The organism is Fluviicola sp. (assembly GCF_029266855.1).
Classification (GTDB): domain Bacteria; phylum Bacteroidota; class Bacteroidia; order Flavobacteriales_D; family Crocinitomicaceae; genus Fluviicola.
The window spans coordinates 257,866-276,457 of sequence record NZ_JAQSWB010000007.1 but is presented as its reverse complement, the minus strand read 5'-3'; the positions used below and the strand labels follow the sequence as shown (position 1 = coordinate 276,457).

Here is an 18,592-nt window from a genome sequence, read left to right as displayed (position 1 = left end):
TATGAAAAGAACAATACTATTTGCTGTTTCATGCATCCTTATGAATTGGGTATCAGCACAGGAGAAAAATGAAATTATCGGAACAACTCAATTGAATGAGTACGATTATTATGCATCAGTTGCAACACTTGAAAAAGTGAAGGAAAAAGATGCAGGAGTACTGCGCAAACTGGCAACGGGTTACGATAAAACAGGAGATTATGCGAAAGCGGAAGCCTGCTATGCAAGTATCAGCAAACGCACTGACCGGATTCCGAATGATCATTTGGAGTATGCACGGATATTGATGAAAAATCAAAAATACGCAGAGGCTGAAGCCCAATTAAAGATCTATTCCGGGTTAAATCCGAAGGACAGCGAGATGGACCGTTTCAATTTATTGAACGAATCGTTGGAAAAGTTTTCTACTCAGGGAGTTGCTATAAAGGTTCAAAATTCTCCGATCAATACGGAACAAGAGGATTTTGGACCGGCAATCCACAATGGGAAATTGTATTTTACTTCATCCAGAAAGAAAAACGAAGCAGTTAACCGAACCTGGCTGGGGAACCGTCTTTCTTTTTTAGACCTCTACCGGGCGGATATTAATCCTTCAGACAATAACATCACGAATCTTCAACCGATCAAAAACAAGAAGGTTAATAATAGATACCACGAAGGGCCTGTTGCATTTTCACCCGACGGAAAGCAGGCATTTATTACCCGAAACAATTATGCGGAAAAGGCAATAGACGGAACCAGGCATTTTTCCCTGTTCGTTTCCAATTTGGAAGGAGAAACCTGGTCTGAGCCAACACCGATCATCTTTAACAGCAACGATTACAGTGTGGGTCATGGAACCTTCTCACCTGACGGGAAGACCTTGTTCTTTGCTTCAGACATGCCCGGAGGAAAAGGCGGAGTGGACATTTACCGTTCAAGATGGCAGGATGGGAACTGGTCGGTTCCTGAGAACATGGCTTCAATAAACACCAGCGGTGACGAAATGTTTCCTTTTTTCCATGAGTCGGGAATTTTCTTTTTCTCTTCCGACGGTTATGCAGGTTACGGCGGGTTGGACGTATTCGTAGGACAATACAAAGACGATGAGGTTAAGCAAACCCGAAATGTGGGAGCACCCTTTAACTCTTCCGGAGACGACTTTTCAGTCTGGATGAACAAAGATGCAGTTACGGGAATGTTTTCTTCGAACAGGGCAGGAGGCAAAGGAAATGACGATTTGTATACCTTCTCAATGGATAAACCATTCACCTTTGCCCGGGCAATTAAAATCACGGCCAAGGATGAGAAAGGAAACAAGCTGGCAGGTGTTCAGATCATCCTGAAAGATCATTTGGGGAAAGAACTTGCAACACTCAGCACCAATGAAAACGCCGAAGCAGTCTATGAGACATCAGAAACCGGATCCTTCAACCTGGACGGTTCGAAAAAAGATTACTTCGAATCAAAAGCACAGGTGAAGATCACAGATGAATCACCTGAATTATTAGCTGCAGACCTGGTGCTTGAGAAAGATCCCGGATTTATGCTTTTGGTTAAAGTATCCGATAAAAAATCGAATGCCCTTTTGGATAGTGTCAAAGTAATCCTGGTCAATAACATGACCGGTAAGGAAGAAGTTTTCTATACCGACAAAGACGGAATGATCAAACGACCGATCTACGACAAGAAACTGAACGACCGCGTCTCGTATAACATTCGCATGGAGAAAACGGGTTATTTACCAAGGGGAACTACTTATAACAAAGAGCTGACGGCTCCCGGGGTGTATGACATTTCCAAGGATCTGAGCCTGGCTATTGAGAAAATGGAAGTTGGAACCGACCTTGCGAAAGCAATTGATTTGAAACCGATCTACTTTGACCTGGCGAAATACGATATCCGTCCTGATGCAGCGGTGGAACTCGATAAGATCGTAGCGATCATGAATGAATTCCCAACCATGGTTGTAGAACTTGGTTCTCACACGGATTGCAGGGGGACGGCAGGTAAAAACCTGGAATTATCCCAGAAAAGAGCAGATGCTTCTGCGAATTACATCAAAGCGCGAATTAAAGATCCGTACCGCATTGCCGGAAAAGGATACGGTGAGACAAAAATACTAAACGGTTGTACCTGTGAAGGGCCGAAAAAACAGCCCAAGTATACGGAATCCCAGCATTCTGTGAATCGCAGAACAGAATTCCTGGTTGTGAAGATTTAATATCTCTTCACCAAATTGGAAAGGGTAGATTCGAATGTGTATCTGCCCTTTTTCATTGATTAAAATCAGGAATAGGATCTGAGTGAAAAGAGTATATTTGGTTCAACTTAAAAATTATTACTATGATTATTGCTGCAATTTTATTTGTACTGATCTACATTGGAATTATCGTTTTGATGATATCTTCCATTTGGAGAGTTTTCACAAAAGCGAACCAACCCGGCTGGGCTGCTATCGTACCTATTTACAACATCATTATTATGCTCGAAGTAGCTAAGAAACCTACCTGGTGGGTTGCTATGTACTTTGTTCCGATTGCCAACATTGTCTTTATGATCATGACACTGAATGCTATTTCCAAGAATTTTGGAAAAGACGAAGGATTTACTGTCGGGATGGTTCTTTTGGGAGTCGTATTCTGGCCGATCTTAGCTTTCGGAAGTGCTCAGTACGTTGATAACAGGGTAAGATCAGCATCAAGCAATGACCTGTTGGATGCTTAACTGATTTACAGGATATAAAAATGATAATGGGACGCAATGCTTTGCGTCCCATTTTTTATTTCTTCAATTCCTTTTTCAGTTTCTCCATATGCTCAATTTCCATTTTCAGGTATTTGGCAGTGTAAGAAACGTCGGCGTATTTTTTGATGACCTCTTCCGGGGTTCCCGTACAAACAATGTTTCCACCTCCGCGACCACCTTCCGGTCCCACGTCAATGATATGATCGGCAACTTTTACAATGTCCAGGTTGTGTTCGATAACCAAAACCGTATTTCCGTCATCCACTAAGCGCTGAAGTACTTCAATCAACATCCGGATATCTTCAAAATGCAAACCGGTGCTGGGTTCATCCAAAATATAGATCGTATTCCCCGTTCCGCGTTTGGTTAATTCCCCCGCCAGTTTGATGCGCTGAGCTTCACCGCCGCTTACAGTTGTAGAAGGCTGACCTAATTTGATATAACCCAATCCCACAGAGTTCAGGGTTTCCAGCACACGATGAATTTTCGGAATACTCTCAAAGAAAACCACGGCATCTTCGATGGTCATTTCCAATACATCATTGATCGACTTTCCTTTGAAACGCACTTCAAGTGTCTCCCGGTTGTAGCGTTTTCCATTACATGTTTCACATTCCACATAAACATCCGGCAGGAAATTCATTTCAATCACTTTCAAACCACCGCCCCCACAGGTATCACAACGTCCACCGGCAACATTGAATGAGAACCTGCCGGCTTTATATCCGCGGATCTGTGCTTCCGGAAGAGCTGCAAAGAGTGAACGGATCTCTGTGAAAACATTTGTGTAAGTTGCCGGATTACTTCGCGGAGTTCTCCCGATCGGGCTTTGATCGATCTCAATTACCTTATCCAAGTGTTCCAAACCTTCAATTTTCTTGTAAGGCATTGGTTTTTTTACCCCGTTGTAAATATGTGCATTCAAAATAGGGTAGAGCGTGTGATTGATCAGGGTCGATTTACCGCTTCCCGAAACACCGGTTACGCAAGTCAATGTCCCTAGTGGAATCGTTAAATCCACATTCTGAAGGTTATTTCCCGAAGCGCCTTTCAATACCAGTTTTTTACCGTTTCCTTTTCTGCGTTTTTTCGGAATCTCGATTTCAAGTTCGCCCCTCAGGTATTTGGTAGTAATGGAATCCTTGGAAATGAGCTGATCAAACGGAGCAGCATTTACAATTTCTCCTCCGTGAACTCCGGCTCCCGGGCCGATGTCAACCACAAAATCGGCGGCTTCCATCATTTCACGGTCGTGTTCCACTACAATTACGGAGTTTCCACCGTCTCTCAAGCGTTTCAATGAATTGATCAAACGGGTATTGTCCCGTTGGTGGAGCCCGATACTAGGTTCATCCAAAATGTAGAGCACATTCATCAATTCCGACCCGATTTGCGTAGCCAAACGAATCCGCTGAGCTTCTCCTCCGGACAAGCTTCGTGCTGAACGGTGAAGCGTTAAATATTCCAAACCAACTTCCAAAATGAAGCGCACACGAGCACGAATCTCTTTCAGGATTTCCGTTCCGATCACCTGTTGCTCGTTATTCAGTGAACTTTCAATATTCTCTAACCAAAGAGCCAGTTCCTGGATATCGAGAGTTGCAACTTCCCCGAGTGTTTTTTCATTCACTTTGAAATGAAGCGCTTCTTTTTTCAGGCGTGCACCATGGCATTCCGGACACGTGATTTTATTCATGAAACTCTGTGCCCAGCGCTGGATACCTGCAGTACTTTCTTCCGCATGTCTGGCCATAAAGTTCCCGAGACCTTCAAATTGAATGGTTGTTTCTTTGGCGCCTTGTTCCAAGCCTTCATTTCCATTCAGGATAACATGCACCAATTCGTCCGGCAGATCTTCAATCGGAGTGTTTATCGTATAACCTTCCTGCTGCAGAAAAGATTCGATCCGGTCGAAGAACCAGTTGCGTTTGTATTCTCCGATCGGAGCCAAACCACCTTTTTTAATACTCAGTTTCGGATTAGGGATTACCTTCTCGCGATCAATTTCAGATATTTCACCCAAGCCCACACAAGTAGGACAAGCTCCATAAGGCGAATTAAAGGAGAATAGGTTCGGTTCCGGTTCCGGGTAAGAAATTCCTGTTGTCGGACACATTAACAAGCGGGAAAAGTGACGTACCTGATTGCTTCCAAATTCCTGGATCATCATACTTTTCCCTCCATGTTTCATGGCGGTAGTGATGGCATCGTACAAGCGCTTGCGGTCGTCTGCTTTCACCTGGATGCGGTCAATTACGATTTCAATATCGTGGATCTTGTAACGATCCAGGCGCATTCCCTTTTCGATTTCCTGTATTTCTCCGTCGATACGAACTTTCGAATAGCCCATTTTACCGATTTGCTCGAATAATTCCCGGTAATGTCCTTTTCTACCCTTAATTTTCGGGGCCAGGATCAGTACTTTCTTTCCGTCAAATTGTTCAATGATCAGATCCGTGATCTGGTCGTCCGAGTATTTGACCATTTGCTCCCCGGTTTCATAGGAATATGCGGTTCCAATCCGCGCATAAAGCAAACGCATGAAATCATAGATCTCGGTAATTGTGCCGACAGTAGACCGCGGACTTCTTGAAACTGTTTTCTGTTCGATTGAGATAACCGGACTCAGACCATTGATCTTATCTACATCCGGGCGTTCCATTCCGCCCAGAAACTGCCTGGCATAGGAAGAGAAAGTCTCAATATATCTTCGCTGACCTTCTGCAAAAATAGTGTCAAATGCAAGCGAGGATTTACCACTTCCGCTCAAACCGGTGAAAACAACAAGCTTGTCTCTTGGGATTTCTAAATGGATATCCTTTAAATTATGCTCTCTGGCTCCGTAAACTTCAATTTTTTTTGTTTGTTCGTCAAGACTCATGTCAAAAATGTGTGATCTTAAATGTTATTTGTATGCGTTATAAGGTTTCAGATTTTCGGATGCTGCCGGTAAGATTATCGTGAATTTCCGGCCTTTCACTGTCAATTTGGTTGTTTTTAACCAGGGATTTAATTTACGAAGAATTTTGATATTAAAGCCCTGATCATTTGCCCAAACAGCCAAATTCGGAATAGATTCCTCCACAATCACCCTTTGGATGCGGAATGGCTCATATAATTCCATTTTGTCCGGATAAAATCCGTAAGCTTCCGGGTTCTCATAAATGAGTTTGGTAGCCAGCAGACGGAAAACATATCTTCCTGTTTCGCTGTTCTGGTAGGTATCAAAATAATGTTCGGTTCCCTGCCATTCCATATCTTCCAGCACACCTCCAACTCCGCGATTGTAAGCTGCGGTTGTCATCACCCAATCGTTAAGTGTTCTGTTCGCATCTTTTAAATACCGGCATGCTGCGTGTGTGCTTTTTTCAATATTCAAGCGTTCGTCGATTTCAGCATTCATTTCCAGGTCATATAATTTTGCTGTTGCGGGCATAAATTGCCAAAAACCCTGTGCACCAACCGGCGAAACGGCCTGCTGCAGGTTACTTTCAATAATAGCCAGGTATTTAAAATCTTCAGGAACTCCTTCTTCTTTCAGAATACGCTCTATTTCCGGGAAATAACGGTTCGCTCTTTTTACAGCCCCGATCCAGGCACTTTGATAATAAGCTGTCATGAGTACTTCGCGGTCCAAACGTTCCCGCAGGTCTTCGTCCTGGAGATTGATCCTTGTTCCGGCGAATTCCATACTCTGCGGCAAATCAGGAAATACCACGGCAGCGGCAGAGCTGACTGCTTTTTGTTTTTTTGAGCTTTTCTGCTGCGGTGTTTGATTTTGACAAGCCACCAAGAAAGCCAGGGATAAGAAAAGGAAAAGTCTGTTCATGTAATGCAATTAGAGCACTACAAAATTAAGCAATCTACTTCTTGTGAATAAGTGTGTTACGGTATAAAACAAAAAATACTGCAAAAAAGTAGCTTGTAAGGAAGAAAGACATCCACGGATTGCCCATTTTTGCGAATACAGCGGCCAGGATGCTTATTAAAGTTGCCATTAATCCGATTCCCAGGAAAACGAGCCAAACCTGTCGGTCATTTAATCCTGAATAGACCAAATGATGCGTCGTATGATCCTTCCCGCCGACCATAGGAGATTTTCCTTTTCTCAAACGGTTAATCACTACGGTAAGCGTATCGGAAATAGCAGGAGTAAAAGCAATAAGAGTTATGGCTCCGCCAGTCAGCGGGTTCAAATGAGTATTGCTTCCGATATTCCATAATTCATGGATCGAAAAGAAAGAAACGAACAGGCCTACGAACTGACTTCCGGCATCGCCCATAAATAATTTGGAAGGATGAATGTTAAAGCTCAGGAATCCCAATGTTGCCCCGATTTGAATCAACATCGTCAGGGTCCAGATATTCATATTCCAATCAAAAAGAATAACGTTACATGCTAAGCATGAAATCAGAATAAATAAGGTAGTTGTACCGGTAATTCCATCCATGTTGTCAAGCATGTTTAAAGAATTCATTATCCCTACAACCCAAATAACCGTGATCAACGCATTTAGCCAGCTGATTTCAGTTAATTCTATGACATTGTTCGTGTAGACAAAAATAACTCCGCAGAAGATCTGGACAAACAATTTTATAAAAGGCCTGGTATTATACGCATCATCCGCCAAGCCCATTATGAAAGCAATTGTTCCTGCCGTAAGAAGCCCTACGAACTGCCTGTTTTGAAAAATATTTTCATTGTTAAAAATGACGGAATAAGCGACTGTTCCAAAAAAGAAAGCGACAAAAAAGCTGATACCTCCCAGGGATGGTTTGGATTCGTTCGCCCAGCGTACAATTACGTCGTTGTTATTGCGAATTCCAAGACTTTGGGAAAATCTCAAAAGAAGTCCGTTGGAGACATAACTCATAATAATTCCCATTATCAGGAAACCGGCACAGGCCAAGATTATTTCAGTTGTCATCTTAACTATTCAAATGGAGTTTTGAAATCTGAGAAAAGGATTCCGGATTTATCCTTTGCGGATAAAATCGGATTTGCTTCTTCCCATTGAATGTTTAACGCGGGATCATTCCAAAGGATGCTTCCTTCGCTGGATGGGTTGTACCAGTTAGTACATTTATACTGGAAAACAGTATCATCTTCCAGAGTCACAAAGCCATGGGCAAAACCTTCGGGAATAAATGCCTGTGTTTTATTTTCCTCGCTCAGGACAAAAGAGACATGCTGGCCATAAGTGGGGGAACTCAAGCGAATATCCAGCGCAATATCCAGCACACTTCCTTTAACAACCCGGACTAATTTTCCCTGTGCATGCGGAGGTGCCTGGAAGTGTAATCCACGCAGTACACCTTTCGCAGATTTTGATTCGTTATCTTGTACAAAAGAAATTTCCGAGCCAATAAAGTCGTTGAATTTTTGCTGATGAAAGGACTCAAAGAAATAGCCCCGGTCATCCCCGAAAACAGTTGGTTGAATAAGTATTACATCAGCAATCGCCGTACGTTTGAATTCCATTTAATTATTTTTTTTCTTCTTTTTAATTTCTTCCTCATAATAACCGTATCCATAGCCGTAACCATATCCATAACCGTATTTTCCTTTAAAGGCTTTCGTACCGTTCAGAATGATATTGAGGTGACTTATCTGGTTCATGTCAAATAATTCACGCACCCTTCCAGCAAAAATACGTTTGGAGTAATGTGCTTTGAAAATATAGATTGGCACGTCAGCCTTTGCCAGGATTTGGACTCCGTCTGTAACCAAACCAACCGGTGGATTGTCAATAATCACTACATCGTACTGTGATTTTAACATGTCCAGGATCTCAAAAAACGAATCGCTAAGAATTAATTCCGAAGGATTCGGAGGAATTGGGCCTGCACTGATAAAATGCAGGTTTTCAATTTCCGAGTGCCGGATACAATCTTCCAGTTTCGCCTGTTTGATGATCAGGTTGCTGATTCCTCTTTCGTTTGGAACATTCAAACCAAGATGGACCTTAGGTTTTCGTAAATCCAGGTCGATCACAATCGTTTTCTTTCCCGAAAGTGCGATAATTCCCGCCAAATTCAATGCGACGAAGGTCTTGCCTTCACCCGAAATGGAAGAAGAAATAGCAATTACCTGTGCATTCGCATTAACGAAACTCAGATTGGTGCGGATGTTCCGCATAGATTCTGCGAGAATGGATTTTGGATTCGTGTGAACCATCAATTGACTGAATTCTGAGTTTTCCTTCAATTGCGGGATATTTCCCAGGATCGTTATTTTATCCGGTAACAATTGTTTCAGATCTTCAACGGTATTGATTTCGTTGTAGGTGATATACCTGAAGAATAAAAACGCAAAACCAAAAATGAACCCGACAAAAACGAAACCTGCGTATACCATTCTTCTGTTCGGGCTAACGGGAACAGGGTTTAGAGAGGCTTCATTCAAAACCCGGTTGCTGGAAGTATAACCTGCATTTGAAATAGAATACATTACTTTCTTTTCGGTCAGGAGTGTGTAGTATTTCTCATTTAAATCCTGTAGGGATTTCAAGCGATTATACTCCATTTTCTTTTGAGGAAGTTTCAGATATTCTCCTTCAATGGAACCGATTTTTGCATTGATCACGTTGATTTGCGCCCGAATCCGTTCCTGAATAACTTCGACACTTCTGCGAATGGATTGGATTTTCGATTGAATCCGTGAATTGAGGTTTTTCAGTTCCGAATTGTTTTCAGTAACATTGGTAAGAAGTTCTTCTTTTCGCTCCAGCGAGGTATTCAGGTCCGTAATTTGTTTCGTTAAGGACATTTCAAAACTTTTCCCCAGCATTTCAGGAATCAGACGGTAAATATCCAGTCGGTTCGGTTCCGATCTCAATTTTGAATTAACCATTTTCAGTGTAGCCAATTCATTTTCCAAATCGAAAAGCATGTCCTGGAATTTACTCATATTGTCTGCGAGTGAACCGCCGGTGTTTTCAGGATCCGTAAGCCCGGTATTACGTTGAAAATCCGTAAGACTGTCTTTTGAATCTTTTAATTCTCCCGAAATTGAATCAAGTTGTAATTGAATAAACGTTAGAATGTTATCCGCACTCTTTCGTTTCATTTCTTCATCGTAACTGAAAAAAGTAGTAGCAACTGATTGGATAATGTCTTTGCATAAATCCGGGTTGTTTCCATTGTATCTTAATTCGATTGTTTTTGCATTTACATCAACCGGATTTACTTCCAAATTTGCGATGAGCCGCGATGCCAAAGACTTTTGATTGTTAAAAGTGAAATAAAGCTTATTTGCCGCATCATCTTGTTTTAAAATATCCCAGTTCTGGACTTTGAAAGCAATATCAAAGTGTTTGGTCCGGATTGTTTTATTAACATCAGAGATATTGGAATAATTTTGATTGTTTAATGTGTAAAACAATTTAACCTTTCCATTTTCAGTTGTTTCAACCCAAATCGGCACATCGCAAAGACTGCTGTCCCGGAGTGCGTAAGGAAGGATAGTAAAGGTGCTTTGGTGGTATTTTTCTTCGGTGAGAATTTTTCCCTCAGCAAAGATTGAAACGTTCATATTCATTTTTGAAATAGCCATTTCAAATAAAAGCTGTGAACGGAGTAATTCTATTTCTGTTGAAATATCATCGTTCTTACTGACGTTGTCAATTTCGAGTAATTCCTTTCCCTGGTCCTTTTCAGCAAGCTGAATAATCATGCTTGAATCATAAACCGGTTTAGTGTACCGCAGATAGAAAAATGCAATACTCATGAAAAGTCCGACCAAGAGCAGAACCCACCACCAATAGCGGCGCAGAATTACACTCACAATAATTGGATTGTAATCCTTGTTTATAAATATGGATGAGTTTGGACTATTCACGTTACTTCAATGTTGAGAATACTGTAATTATTACCAGGGCACTGGATACAAGCGATACGATGGGAGCAATGACCTTCAGTGACTCTTGTCCGACTTGTTCTTTGGGTTCAATATAAATGTAATCATTGGCCTGAACGATCATATCCGCATACTGCAGTCCCTCAATAACTGACAAATCTACGACATACATAGTCCGGACATTATTAACAACACGCATGATCTTCACCGTATTCGCTTTTCCACGTTCAGCGATACCACCGGCGAGAGCAATTGCCTCCATTAAAGTGGTATTGTTGTTTTGGAGCGGTATAACTTTTGCGGCACTTCCGTTTCCGGGAAAGACAATGACACGTTGATTGGTAAGTTTAACCTGGACAAAGGGTTTGTTGTACCCGTTTTTCTGCTCGAACAGATGTGCCAGGGTATCTTCACATTGTTTCACTGTAAGACCTGAAACCCGCGTAGCTCCAAGAATAGGAAGGTCAGCAGTTCCGTCCGGCCTTACGACATATTCGATTTCTGCTTTTGCGACAGCTTCCTTATTCATACCTGCCATTTCGTTCACAATGCGTTCTCCCTCATTGGTATAAAGCATAAATGTGAATTTGTCATCTCTTGAGATGGTGTATTCTGCAACGGGTTTTAAAGGAATACTGTCCTTTATTTCCTTAACACCTTTTGGTGTTTTGAACATCAGATTACTATTGATCCCACAAGATTGCAGTAAGAACAAACCAACAAGTAAGGAAAACAGTACTCTTTTATTTTGCATTTTTTCTAGTCTTTTCAATTAGCTCCATGTAATAATCTTCCATGTTTTTCACCAAAGTAGTATAATGGAATTTATCTCTTACGAAGTTCCAGCCATTTTGTGACATTTTATGGCGAATTTCTTTGTTTCCGATCAGCAGCTGAAGTTTTTCGGCAAAAGCCTCCCGGTCTTTTTTTGGTACAACAAAACCTGTCTTACCCTCTTCCAAAATGTCTTTTACACCCCCTACATCCGTTGAAATTACAGGGACTCCGCTAGCCTGCGCCTCAATTAAACTAACCGGTGTTCCTTCATTATCGGAACTCAGACAAATGATATCCATCCCCGCATTAAAAGTTGCAATATCTTTTATCCAGCTCGTCAGTTCGATCTTCAAACCATAAGTTTCTTCCAATTTTTTTGCCCTTTGTTCGACGGAAGACTTTTCCTGTCCGTCGCCAACAATAAAGTAACGTGCTTTGGTTCCTTTTTGAGCAAGTAATTCAATGACATCCAAAAACAGGGAGTGATTTTTGATCGGGGCCAATCTACCAACAATTGCAACGGCAACCTCTTCATCGTTCAAATGCCATTTTTTTCTCGTTTCACTTCTTTTTTCAGAAAGATTTTCCCGGAATTTCATCAAATCAAAACCCAGTGGAATGACCTTTATTTTTTCCGCTTTGCAAATCCCATGGACAAGGCTCAGTTCTTCTTTCTGGAGTGGGCTGATGGCTATAATTCCAGTGGATATTTTAGCGAGCCGGCGTTCAATAAGTTTGTATAACCAGGTTTTTGTTTTTCCGAAATAAGAATGAAAGACATGCCCGTGAAACGTATGAACAATTACCGGAACACCACATTTTTTGGCTGCTTTTCTACCCAGTGCACCCGCTTTGGCGGCATGCGTATGAACGATGTCCGGCTGGAATTCTTGAATGATTTGTTTGATCTTTCGATAAGCTTCCCGGTCTGAACGGAAATTCGGAATCCGTTTCATTTCTGTGATCAGCAGGGGTTTAACACCGTAATCTTCCAGGATGTGCAGGGAGTCCGACTCGTCTTTTTCAGGCAATCCTCCAACTAAGAGCGTTTCATAATCTTCCGAGATGAATTTCGTTAAGAAAGTAGCGTTATAAGTTGGGCCACCGATATTGAACCGGTTAATGATCCTCAGCACTTTTGGCATTATATAATCTAAAGTTTAAAGTTTAAAGTTTAAATGTTCAAGTGCTCCCGCTATGGCGAATCAAACTGAACTTTTTTAAACTCTTTGAACCTAGTTTAACGTAATTTGAACTAACCCAAAATTACATATAATCTAACTAAAATCTTCTGTAAGATACTAATTGGAATCCGATAAACAGAAACTTTCCTAATTGAACTGTTCAAAAGTTTTTAAGTGGCAGAAATTTTGCAAGCAGAGAAAACAGAACTTTATAGTATGATTCATTTCAAGCAGATGTCGCGCATTTTTATAACCGGGTTAGTCTTGTTTTTTGCAGGAAATTTTAGTTTTTCCCAGAACACTATTCAAACCGCTATTGATGCATTTTCCTCCAATGCATATTTTGCGAATGCGTCCATCGGTTTTATGGCAATGGATTGCTCTACAGGTCAAATACTCGCATCAAAGAACCCGAATCTTGCCTTATCGCCGGCATCTACAACCAAGCTATTTGCGACCGCAACGGCTTTTCAACTGCTTGGAAAAAATTATGCTCCTCAGACACGTATTTACCTCGAGGGTGAATTATCAAAGGACGGAACCCTGAATGGGAACTTATGGATCCGGGGCGGTGGAGATGTGGCACTTGGAAGCCGTTACTATAACGGGGAAGGAAGAGAAAATGAATTTCTTGAAAAATGGGCCGATACATTGATTAAACTGGGAATTAAAAAGATCAATGGAGCCATTGTGGCTGACGGTTCTGAGTTCGGTTATGAAGGAGCGCCGGATGGCTGGAATTGGGGGGACATGGGAAATTATTATGGGGCAGGAGCTTCAGGACTTCCTATTTACGATAACATGCTACGCTATCATTTTCAGGTCGGTGCTAAAAGCGGAAGCAAGACCAGTTTTTTAGGAACGACTCCGCAGGTCGAAGGCTTAAAATATGCCAATTACATTCAAACAGGTGGTTCCGGAGATAATTCATATATCTATGGGGCTCCTTATTCTTTGGATCGATTCGGGACAGGGACTTTAGGTGCCGGGCTTGGAAGATTTACCGTAAAAGGAAGTTTACCCGATTCGGAACTGAGTTTTTCTCAGGAATTCACCCGTGTTTTAAAAATAAAAGGTATCGAGGTAAAAGAGACTGCCCGTGCAGCGCGAAATTTGAGCCTCTTACCGGCAGCAACGCGATACGCAACTATGAAGTTGTTTTTTACATATAAAGGGAAAACACTGAACTCAATTGCCTGGTGGACAAACATGAAATCAGTAAATTTGTTTGCTGAGGAAGTATTATGCTGGATCGGATACGGAACATCCGGAAACGGATCTATAGATAACAGTATTGCAAGAATGATGAGTTATTGGTCGGGTAAGATCAATACGATCGGACTTTACATCACCGACGGCTCCGGCCTGTCCAGGAGCAACGCGATTTCGGCAAGTCATTTTTGTGAAATGTTGAAATACATGACGACTGCCAAAGAGTTTGATGCCTTTTATGCTACCTTACCGGTTGCGGGAGTTTCCGGAACCTTGTCTTCCGTATGTAAAAACCAGCCTGGAGAGGGGAAGATTCATGCAAAAAGCGGCACCATGAAGCGAATTAAGGCCTATTCGGGTTATGTGGAAACAAATTCCGGGAAGCGTATCTGCTTTTCATTGATCATTAACAATTTTAACTGCTCGTCCGAATACACCGTAGAACAAATGGAAAAGGTTTTCAATACGATGGTTCTTTCGGAGTGATATAAAACCACATAGTACACATAGAAGATTGATTAATGTCATGTTCTTTCTGGATTTTATAAAACTTAAAAACTATGTGGTCTATGTTTCTAATGTGGTTAAATAATAATTCAGTCCTTTTATTAATTTTGTAGGAATAGAATTATTTAAAGTAATCTTCATAGATTAAGCGCGTGAAAAAAATTCAAATGGTTGACCTGGCTACCCAGTACCAGGCAATAAAATCCGATATCGATTCAGCTATTCAGGAAGTTTTAGACTCATCTGTGTATATTGGTGGTCCGGTTGTTCAACGCTTTCAACATGCATTGGAATCGTATTTGAATGTTAAACATGTAATTCCCTGTGCAAACGGAACGGATGCCCTGCAAATTGCTATGATGGCGCTTGGTTTAAAACCGGGTGATGAGGTGATTACTCCTTCGTTTACCTATATTGCTACAACAGAGGTGATTGCCTTACTTGGATTAACCCCGGTTTTTGTGGATGTTGATCCGCTTACCTTCTGCATTGACCCTGTGAAAATTGAAGCTGCGATTACCTCCAGGACAAAAGCAATTGTCCCGGTTCATTTGTATGGTCAGGCTTCCGATATGGATGCCATCATGAAAATAGCGCAGAAACACAACTTGTTCGTGATAGAAGACAATGCCCAGGGAATAGGTTCTGATTACTATTCCGAAAGCGGTGAAAACAGAAAGCTCGGAACTATCGGTGACATTGGATGCACAAGCTTTTTTCCGTCAAAGAACCTGGGTTGTTACGGAGATGGAGGAGCAATTTTCACCAATAACGATGAATTAGCCTCACAGCTGAGAATGGTTGCCAATCACGGTCAGAAAGTAAAATATCAGCACGATGTTGTAGGCTGTAATTCCCGTTTGGATGCAATCCAGGCTGCGATATTAAATGTAAAACTCCCAAAACTGGACGAATACATTGCTGCCCGGATCAAAGTAGCCGATACCTATGATCGTCTTCTGGGGACATCTGAAAAAATAGAAACTCCTCACAGGGACGGGAAATCGAAACACGTGTTTCATCAGTATACCGTTCAGTTGAAAGGTGTTGACAGAGATGCTTTACAAGCTTACCTGGCTTCAAAAGATATTCCTTCGATGATCTACTATCCAATTCCCGCACACAAACAAGGGATGTTTAAATCATTTAAGCTTGGAGATCTGGACCTTCCGGTAACGGAAGAATTAACAAAACGGGTAATCTCATTCCCTATTCATACAGAAATGACAGAAGAACAACAGGCATTTATCTGTTCTGAAATTCTAGATTTCGTAAACGCTCACTAGAACATGAAAAAAATTGCTGTTGTTGGAACAGGTTACGTTGGTTTGGTAACAGGAACCTGTTTCGCGGAAACCGGTAATCAAGTCATCTGTGTAGACATTGACAACCAAAAAGTAGAAAGAATGCGTAACGGAGAGGTTCCGATTTATGAACCCCATCTGGATGTTCTTTTTGAACGAAATATTAAAGCAAATCGCCTGACATTTACTACTAATCTGGAAGAAGGTATCAAAGATGCAGAGATTATCTTTTTGGCTTTACCAACTCCTCCGGGAGAAGACGGATCAGCCGATCTGAGATACATCCTGGGAGTTGCAGATGATTTGGGTAAATTACTGAAAGATTACAAAGTCATTGTAGATAAAAGTACGGTTCCGGTTGGAACCGCAGAGAAAGTTCATGCCGCCATTGCGAAAAATGCAACAGTGGATTTTGATGTGGTTTCCAATCCTGAGTTCTTGAGAGAAGGGTTTGCTGTGGATGATTTTATGAAACCTGACAGGGTTGTTTTAGGCACTTCTTCCGAACGTGCTGAGCGCATTATGGAACAATTGTACAAACCATTTGTCCGACAGGGAAATCCCATCATCTTTATGGATGAGAAGTCTGCAGAGCTCACAAAATACGCCGCAAATGCATTTTTGGCTACCAAGATCACCTTCATGAATGAAATCGCTAATTTCTGCGAGTTGGTAGGGGCAGATGTGGACAAGGTACGAATCGGGATCGGTTCGGATGAACGGATTGGAAAGCGCTTTTTGTTCCCGGGCATCGGGTACGGAGGTTCCTGTTTCCCGAAAGATGTTCATGCATTGGTGAATTCCGGTTCCGAAAACCAATTTTCATTCGAGATACTGAAAGCCGTAATGGCTGTCAACGAATCGCAGAAAACAATCCTTTTTCCTAAAATGAAGAACTTCTTCAGAGGAGATCTGAAGGGAAAAAAGATCGCGCTGTGGGGCTTGGCATTTAAACCGGATACGGATGATATTCGCGAGGCTCCGGCTTTGTACATGATTGATGAGTTGACCAAAGCAGGAGCGCTTGTTACGGCATATGATCCGGAGGCAATGGAAAATGTAAAAGCATTGGTTGGAACTAAAATTTCATTTGTTGAAAATGAATACGATGCATTGAATGATGCCGATGCCTTGCTGATCTGCACGGAATGGGGAGTGTTCAGAAACCCTGATTTTGATAAAATGAAGTCGTTGATGAAAGATTCCGTTATCTTCGATGGAAGAAACCTATTTGAGATTTCTGAAATGAATAATAAGGGCTTTTACTATAGCTCAATTGGCAGATCCATAGTATCGAAGTAATATGAGTACAAGCAGAAAACGCGTATTGATCACCGGTGCAGCCGGGTTTTTAGGATCTCATTTGTGTGATCGTTTTATAAAAGACGATTACCATGTGATTGCTATGGATAATCTCATCACCGGACGTTTAAAAAACATCGAGCACTTATTTCATTTGGAAAACTTCGAGTTTTATAATCACGATGTCAGTAAATTTATTCATGTAGGTGGAGAGCTGGATTACATCCTTCATTTTGCATCTCCGGCAAGCCCGATTGATTACCTTAAAATTCCGATTCAAACATTGAAAGTAGGATCCCTTGGAATTCACAATTGCCTGGGTTTGGCGCGTGTTAAAAATGCACGGGTGCTCATTGCCAGCACCTCTGAAATTTACGGAGATCCGACAGTTCACCCGCAAACAGAAGAATATTGGGGGAATGTGAATCCTGTAGGACCGAGAGGTGTTTACGATGAAGCAAAACGTTTCCAGGAAGCAATTACGATGGCATACCATACATTTCATGGGATTGAAACCCGGATCGTACGTATTTTCAATACTTACGGACCACGTATGCGCTTGAATGACGGGCGAGTTCTTCCTGCTTTTATCGGTCAGGCGCTTCGCGGTGAGGATCTGACCATTTTTGGAGATGGTTCTCAAACGCGTTCATTTTGTTACGTCGATGATCTGGTAGAAGGAATTGTTCGTTTATTGCATAGCGATTGTTCCGATCCGGTCAATATCGGGAATCCTGATGAGATAACCATCAGCCAGTTTGCAGAAGAAATTATCAAATTGACCGGGACAACTCAAAAAGTAGTTTACAAGGATTTACCTGTAGATGATCCGAAACAACGTCAGCCGGATATCACAAAAGCAAGGAAGCTGTTAAACTGGGAGCCGAAAATTGAACGGGCCGAGGGTTTGAAACGGACTTATGCTTATTTTAAAAGTTTAAGCAAGGAAGAATTATACCAATCGGATCATATTGATTTTGAAAAGTATATTGTTCGATAGTATTAATTGAAAATGGAGAATTGATAAGTGAAAAGGCGGCTGAATGAAGTCTAGGCCCCTTTTAAAACTCTTTTCAATTTTCAATTTTCACTTTTCAATTTAAAAAATGACATATTTCGCACACGAAACAGCCGTAGTTGATGCAGGTTGTACCATTGGTGAAGGAACTAAGATCTGGCATTTTTCACATATCATGCCTAATTGCACAATCGGGGAAAGATGTAATATCGGTCAGAATGTAGTGGTTTCTCCGGAAGTGATCCTGGGAAACAACGTAAAGGTTCAGAATAACGTGTCTATCTATACAGGAGTTATTTGCGAGGATGACGTTTTCCTTGGTCCATCGATGGTCTTCACCAATGTAATGAATCCGCGTTCGGCAGTTAACAGAAGAGATCAGTATTCGAAAACGATTGTGAAAAAAGGGGCTTCTATCGGGGCAAATGCTACGATCGTCTGTGGAAATGATATTGGGGAATACGCATTTATTGGAGCGGGATCTGTCGTAACAAAAGAAGTTCCGGCCTACGCTTTGGTGGTTGGAAATCCTGCAAGACAAATTGGCTGGATGAGTGCTTTTGGTCACAGATTGACATTTGATGAAAATGGATTTGCAACTTGTCCGGAAAGTAATGAACGCTATCAATTGTCAAACAATCAAGTGAAAGTCCTTTGATCCGAACCTGTTTAAGCGGCAAATTTCATTACTTTTGCGCCTCAA

Annotated in this window: 14 protein-coding genes; 7 read left to right on the top strand and 7 right to left on the bottom strand. The window is 41.6% G+C overall.

Annotated features, from left to right (window positions below; all coding sequences use genetic code 11):
- Position 1: 1 nt before the first annotated feature.
- Both K0S23_RS14985 and K0S23_RS14980 read left to right on the top strand, forming a co-directional pair.
- A complete protein-coding gene (locus tag K0S23_RS14985) occupies positions 2-2,203 on the top strand; it encodes an OmpA family protein (protein ID WP_300359035.1) in 2,202 nt (733 codons plus the stop codon).
- 122 nt (positions 2,204-2,325) lie between these two features.
- Positions 2,326-2,706, top strand: coding sequence for a DUF5684 domain-containing protein (locus tag K0S23_RS14980; protein ID WP_300359032.1), 381 nt, complete (start codon positions 2,326-2,328; stop codon positions 2,704-2,706).
- A 55-nt stretch (positions 2,707-2,761) separates the two neighbouring features.
- On the opposite strand, the gene uvrA is transcribed toward K0S23_RS14980, so the two are convergent.
- Genes uvrA through K0S23_RS14945 form a run of 7 tightly spaced genes read right to left on the bottom strand, consistent with a single transcriptional unit; the run spans position 2,762 to position 12,507 of the window.
- Positions 2,762-5,608 (bottom strand): excinuclease ABC subunit UvrA, encoded by a 2,847-nt coding sequence (uvrA, locus tag K0S23_RS14975; RefSeq protein ID WP_300359029.1) that lies wholly within the window; start codon positions 5,606-5,608, stop codon positions 2,762-2,764.
- Between the two features lie 24 nt (positions 5,609-5,632).
- On the bottom strand, positions 5,633-6,556 hold the full coding sequence (locus K0S23_RS14970) for a lytic transglycosylase domain-containing protein (protein WP_300359026.1): 924 nt from the start codon (positions 6,554-6,556) through the stop codon (positions 5,633-5,635).
- A gap of 34 nt (positions 6,557-6,590) precedes the next feature.
- Positions 6,591-7,655 carry an MraY family glycosyltransferase gene (locus K0S23_RS14965; protein WP_300359023.1) on the bottom strand — a complete coding sequence of 355 codons (1,065 nt, stop codon included), beginning with the start codon at positions 7,653-7,655 and terminating at the stop codon, positions 6,591-6,593.
- Between the two features lie 5 nt (positions 7,656-7,660).
- Positions 7,661-8,209, bottom strand: coding sequence for a dTDP-4-dehydrorhamnose 3,5-epimerase (gene rfbC / locus K0S23_RS14960; RefSeq protein ID WP_300359021.1), 549 nt, complete (start codon positions 8,207-8,209; stop codon positions 7,661-7,663).
- A complete protein-coding gene (locus K0S23_RS14955) occupies positions 8,210-10,513 on the bottom strand; it encodes an exopolysaccharide transport family protein (protein WP_300359018.1) in 2,304 nt (767 codons plus the stop codon).
- A gap of 55 nt (positions 10,514-10,568) precedes the next feature.
- Entirely contained in the window at positions 10,569-11,339 is a 771-nt protein-coding gene (locus K0S23_RS14950; protein WP_300359016.1) for a polysaccharide biosynthesis/export family protein, read from the bottom strand.
- A complete protein-coding gene (locus tag K0S23_RS14945; RefSeq protein ID WP_300359013.1) occupies positions 11,329-12,507 on the bottom strand; it encodes a glycosyltransferase in 1,179 nt (392 codons plus the stop codon). Before K0S23_RS14945 ends, K0S23_RS14950 begins: the two co-directional genes overlap by 11 nt.
- A gap of 213 nt (positions 12,508-12,720) precedes the next feature.
- Between K0S23_RS14945 and dacB the strand changes: the two genes are divergently transcribed.
- The 5 genes from dacB (at position 12,721) to K0S23_RS14920 (ending at position 18,547) form a co-directional block, all read left to right on the top strand.
- The gene (gene dacB, locus K0S23_RS14940; protein WP_300359010.1) at positions 12,721-14,244 is read left to right on the top strand and encodes a D-alanyl-D-alanine carboxypeptidase/D-alanyl-D-alanine-endopeptidase; all 1,524 of its coding nucleotides are present in this window, start codon (positions 12,721-12,723) and stop codon (positions 14,242-14,244) included.
- Between the two features lie 173 nt (positions 14,245-14,417).
- Complete coding sequence (locus K0S23_RS14935) at positions 14,418-15,551, top strand: DegT/DnrJ/EryC1/StrS aminotransferase family protein (protein WP_300359007.1); 1,134 nt, start codon at positions 14,418-14,420, stop codon at positions 15,549-15,551.
- Positions 15,552-15,554: 3 nt separating this feature from the next.
- Positions 15,555-16,871: a UDP-glucose/GDP-mannose dehydrogenase family protein gene (locus K0S23_RS14930; RefSeq protein WP_300359005.1), complete on the top strand. Its 1,317-nt coding sequence runs from the start codon at positions 15,555-15,557 to the stop codon at positions 16,869-16,871.
- A 1-nt stretch (position 16,872) separates the two neighbouring features.
- Positions 16,873-17,871, top strand: coding sequence for a UDP-glucuronic acid decarboxylase family protein (locus K0S23_RS14925; protein ID WP_300359002.1), 999 nt, complete (start codon positions 16,873-16,875; stop codon positions 17,869-17,871).
- 106 nt (positions 17,872-17,977) lie between these two features.
- A complete protein-coding gene (locus K0S23_RS14920; RefSeq protein WP_300358999.1) occupies positions 17,978-18,547 on the top strand; it encodes an acyltransferase in 570 nt (189 codons plus the stop codon).
- Positions 18,548-18,592: the final 45 nt, after the last annotated feature.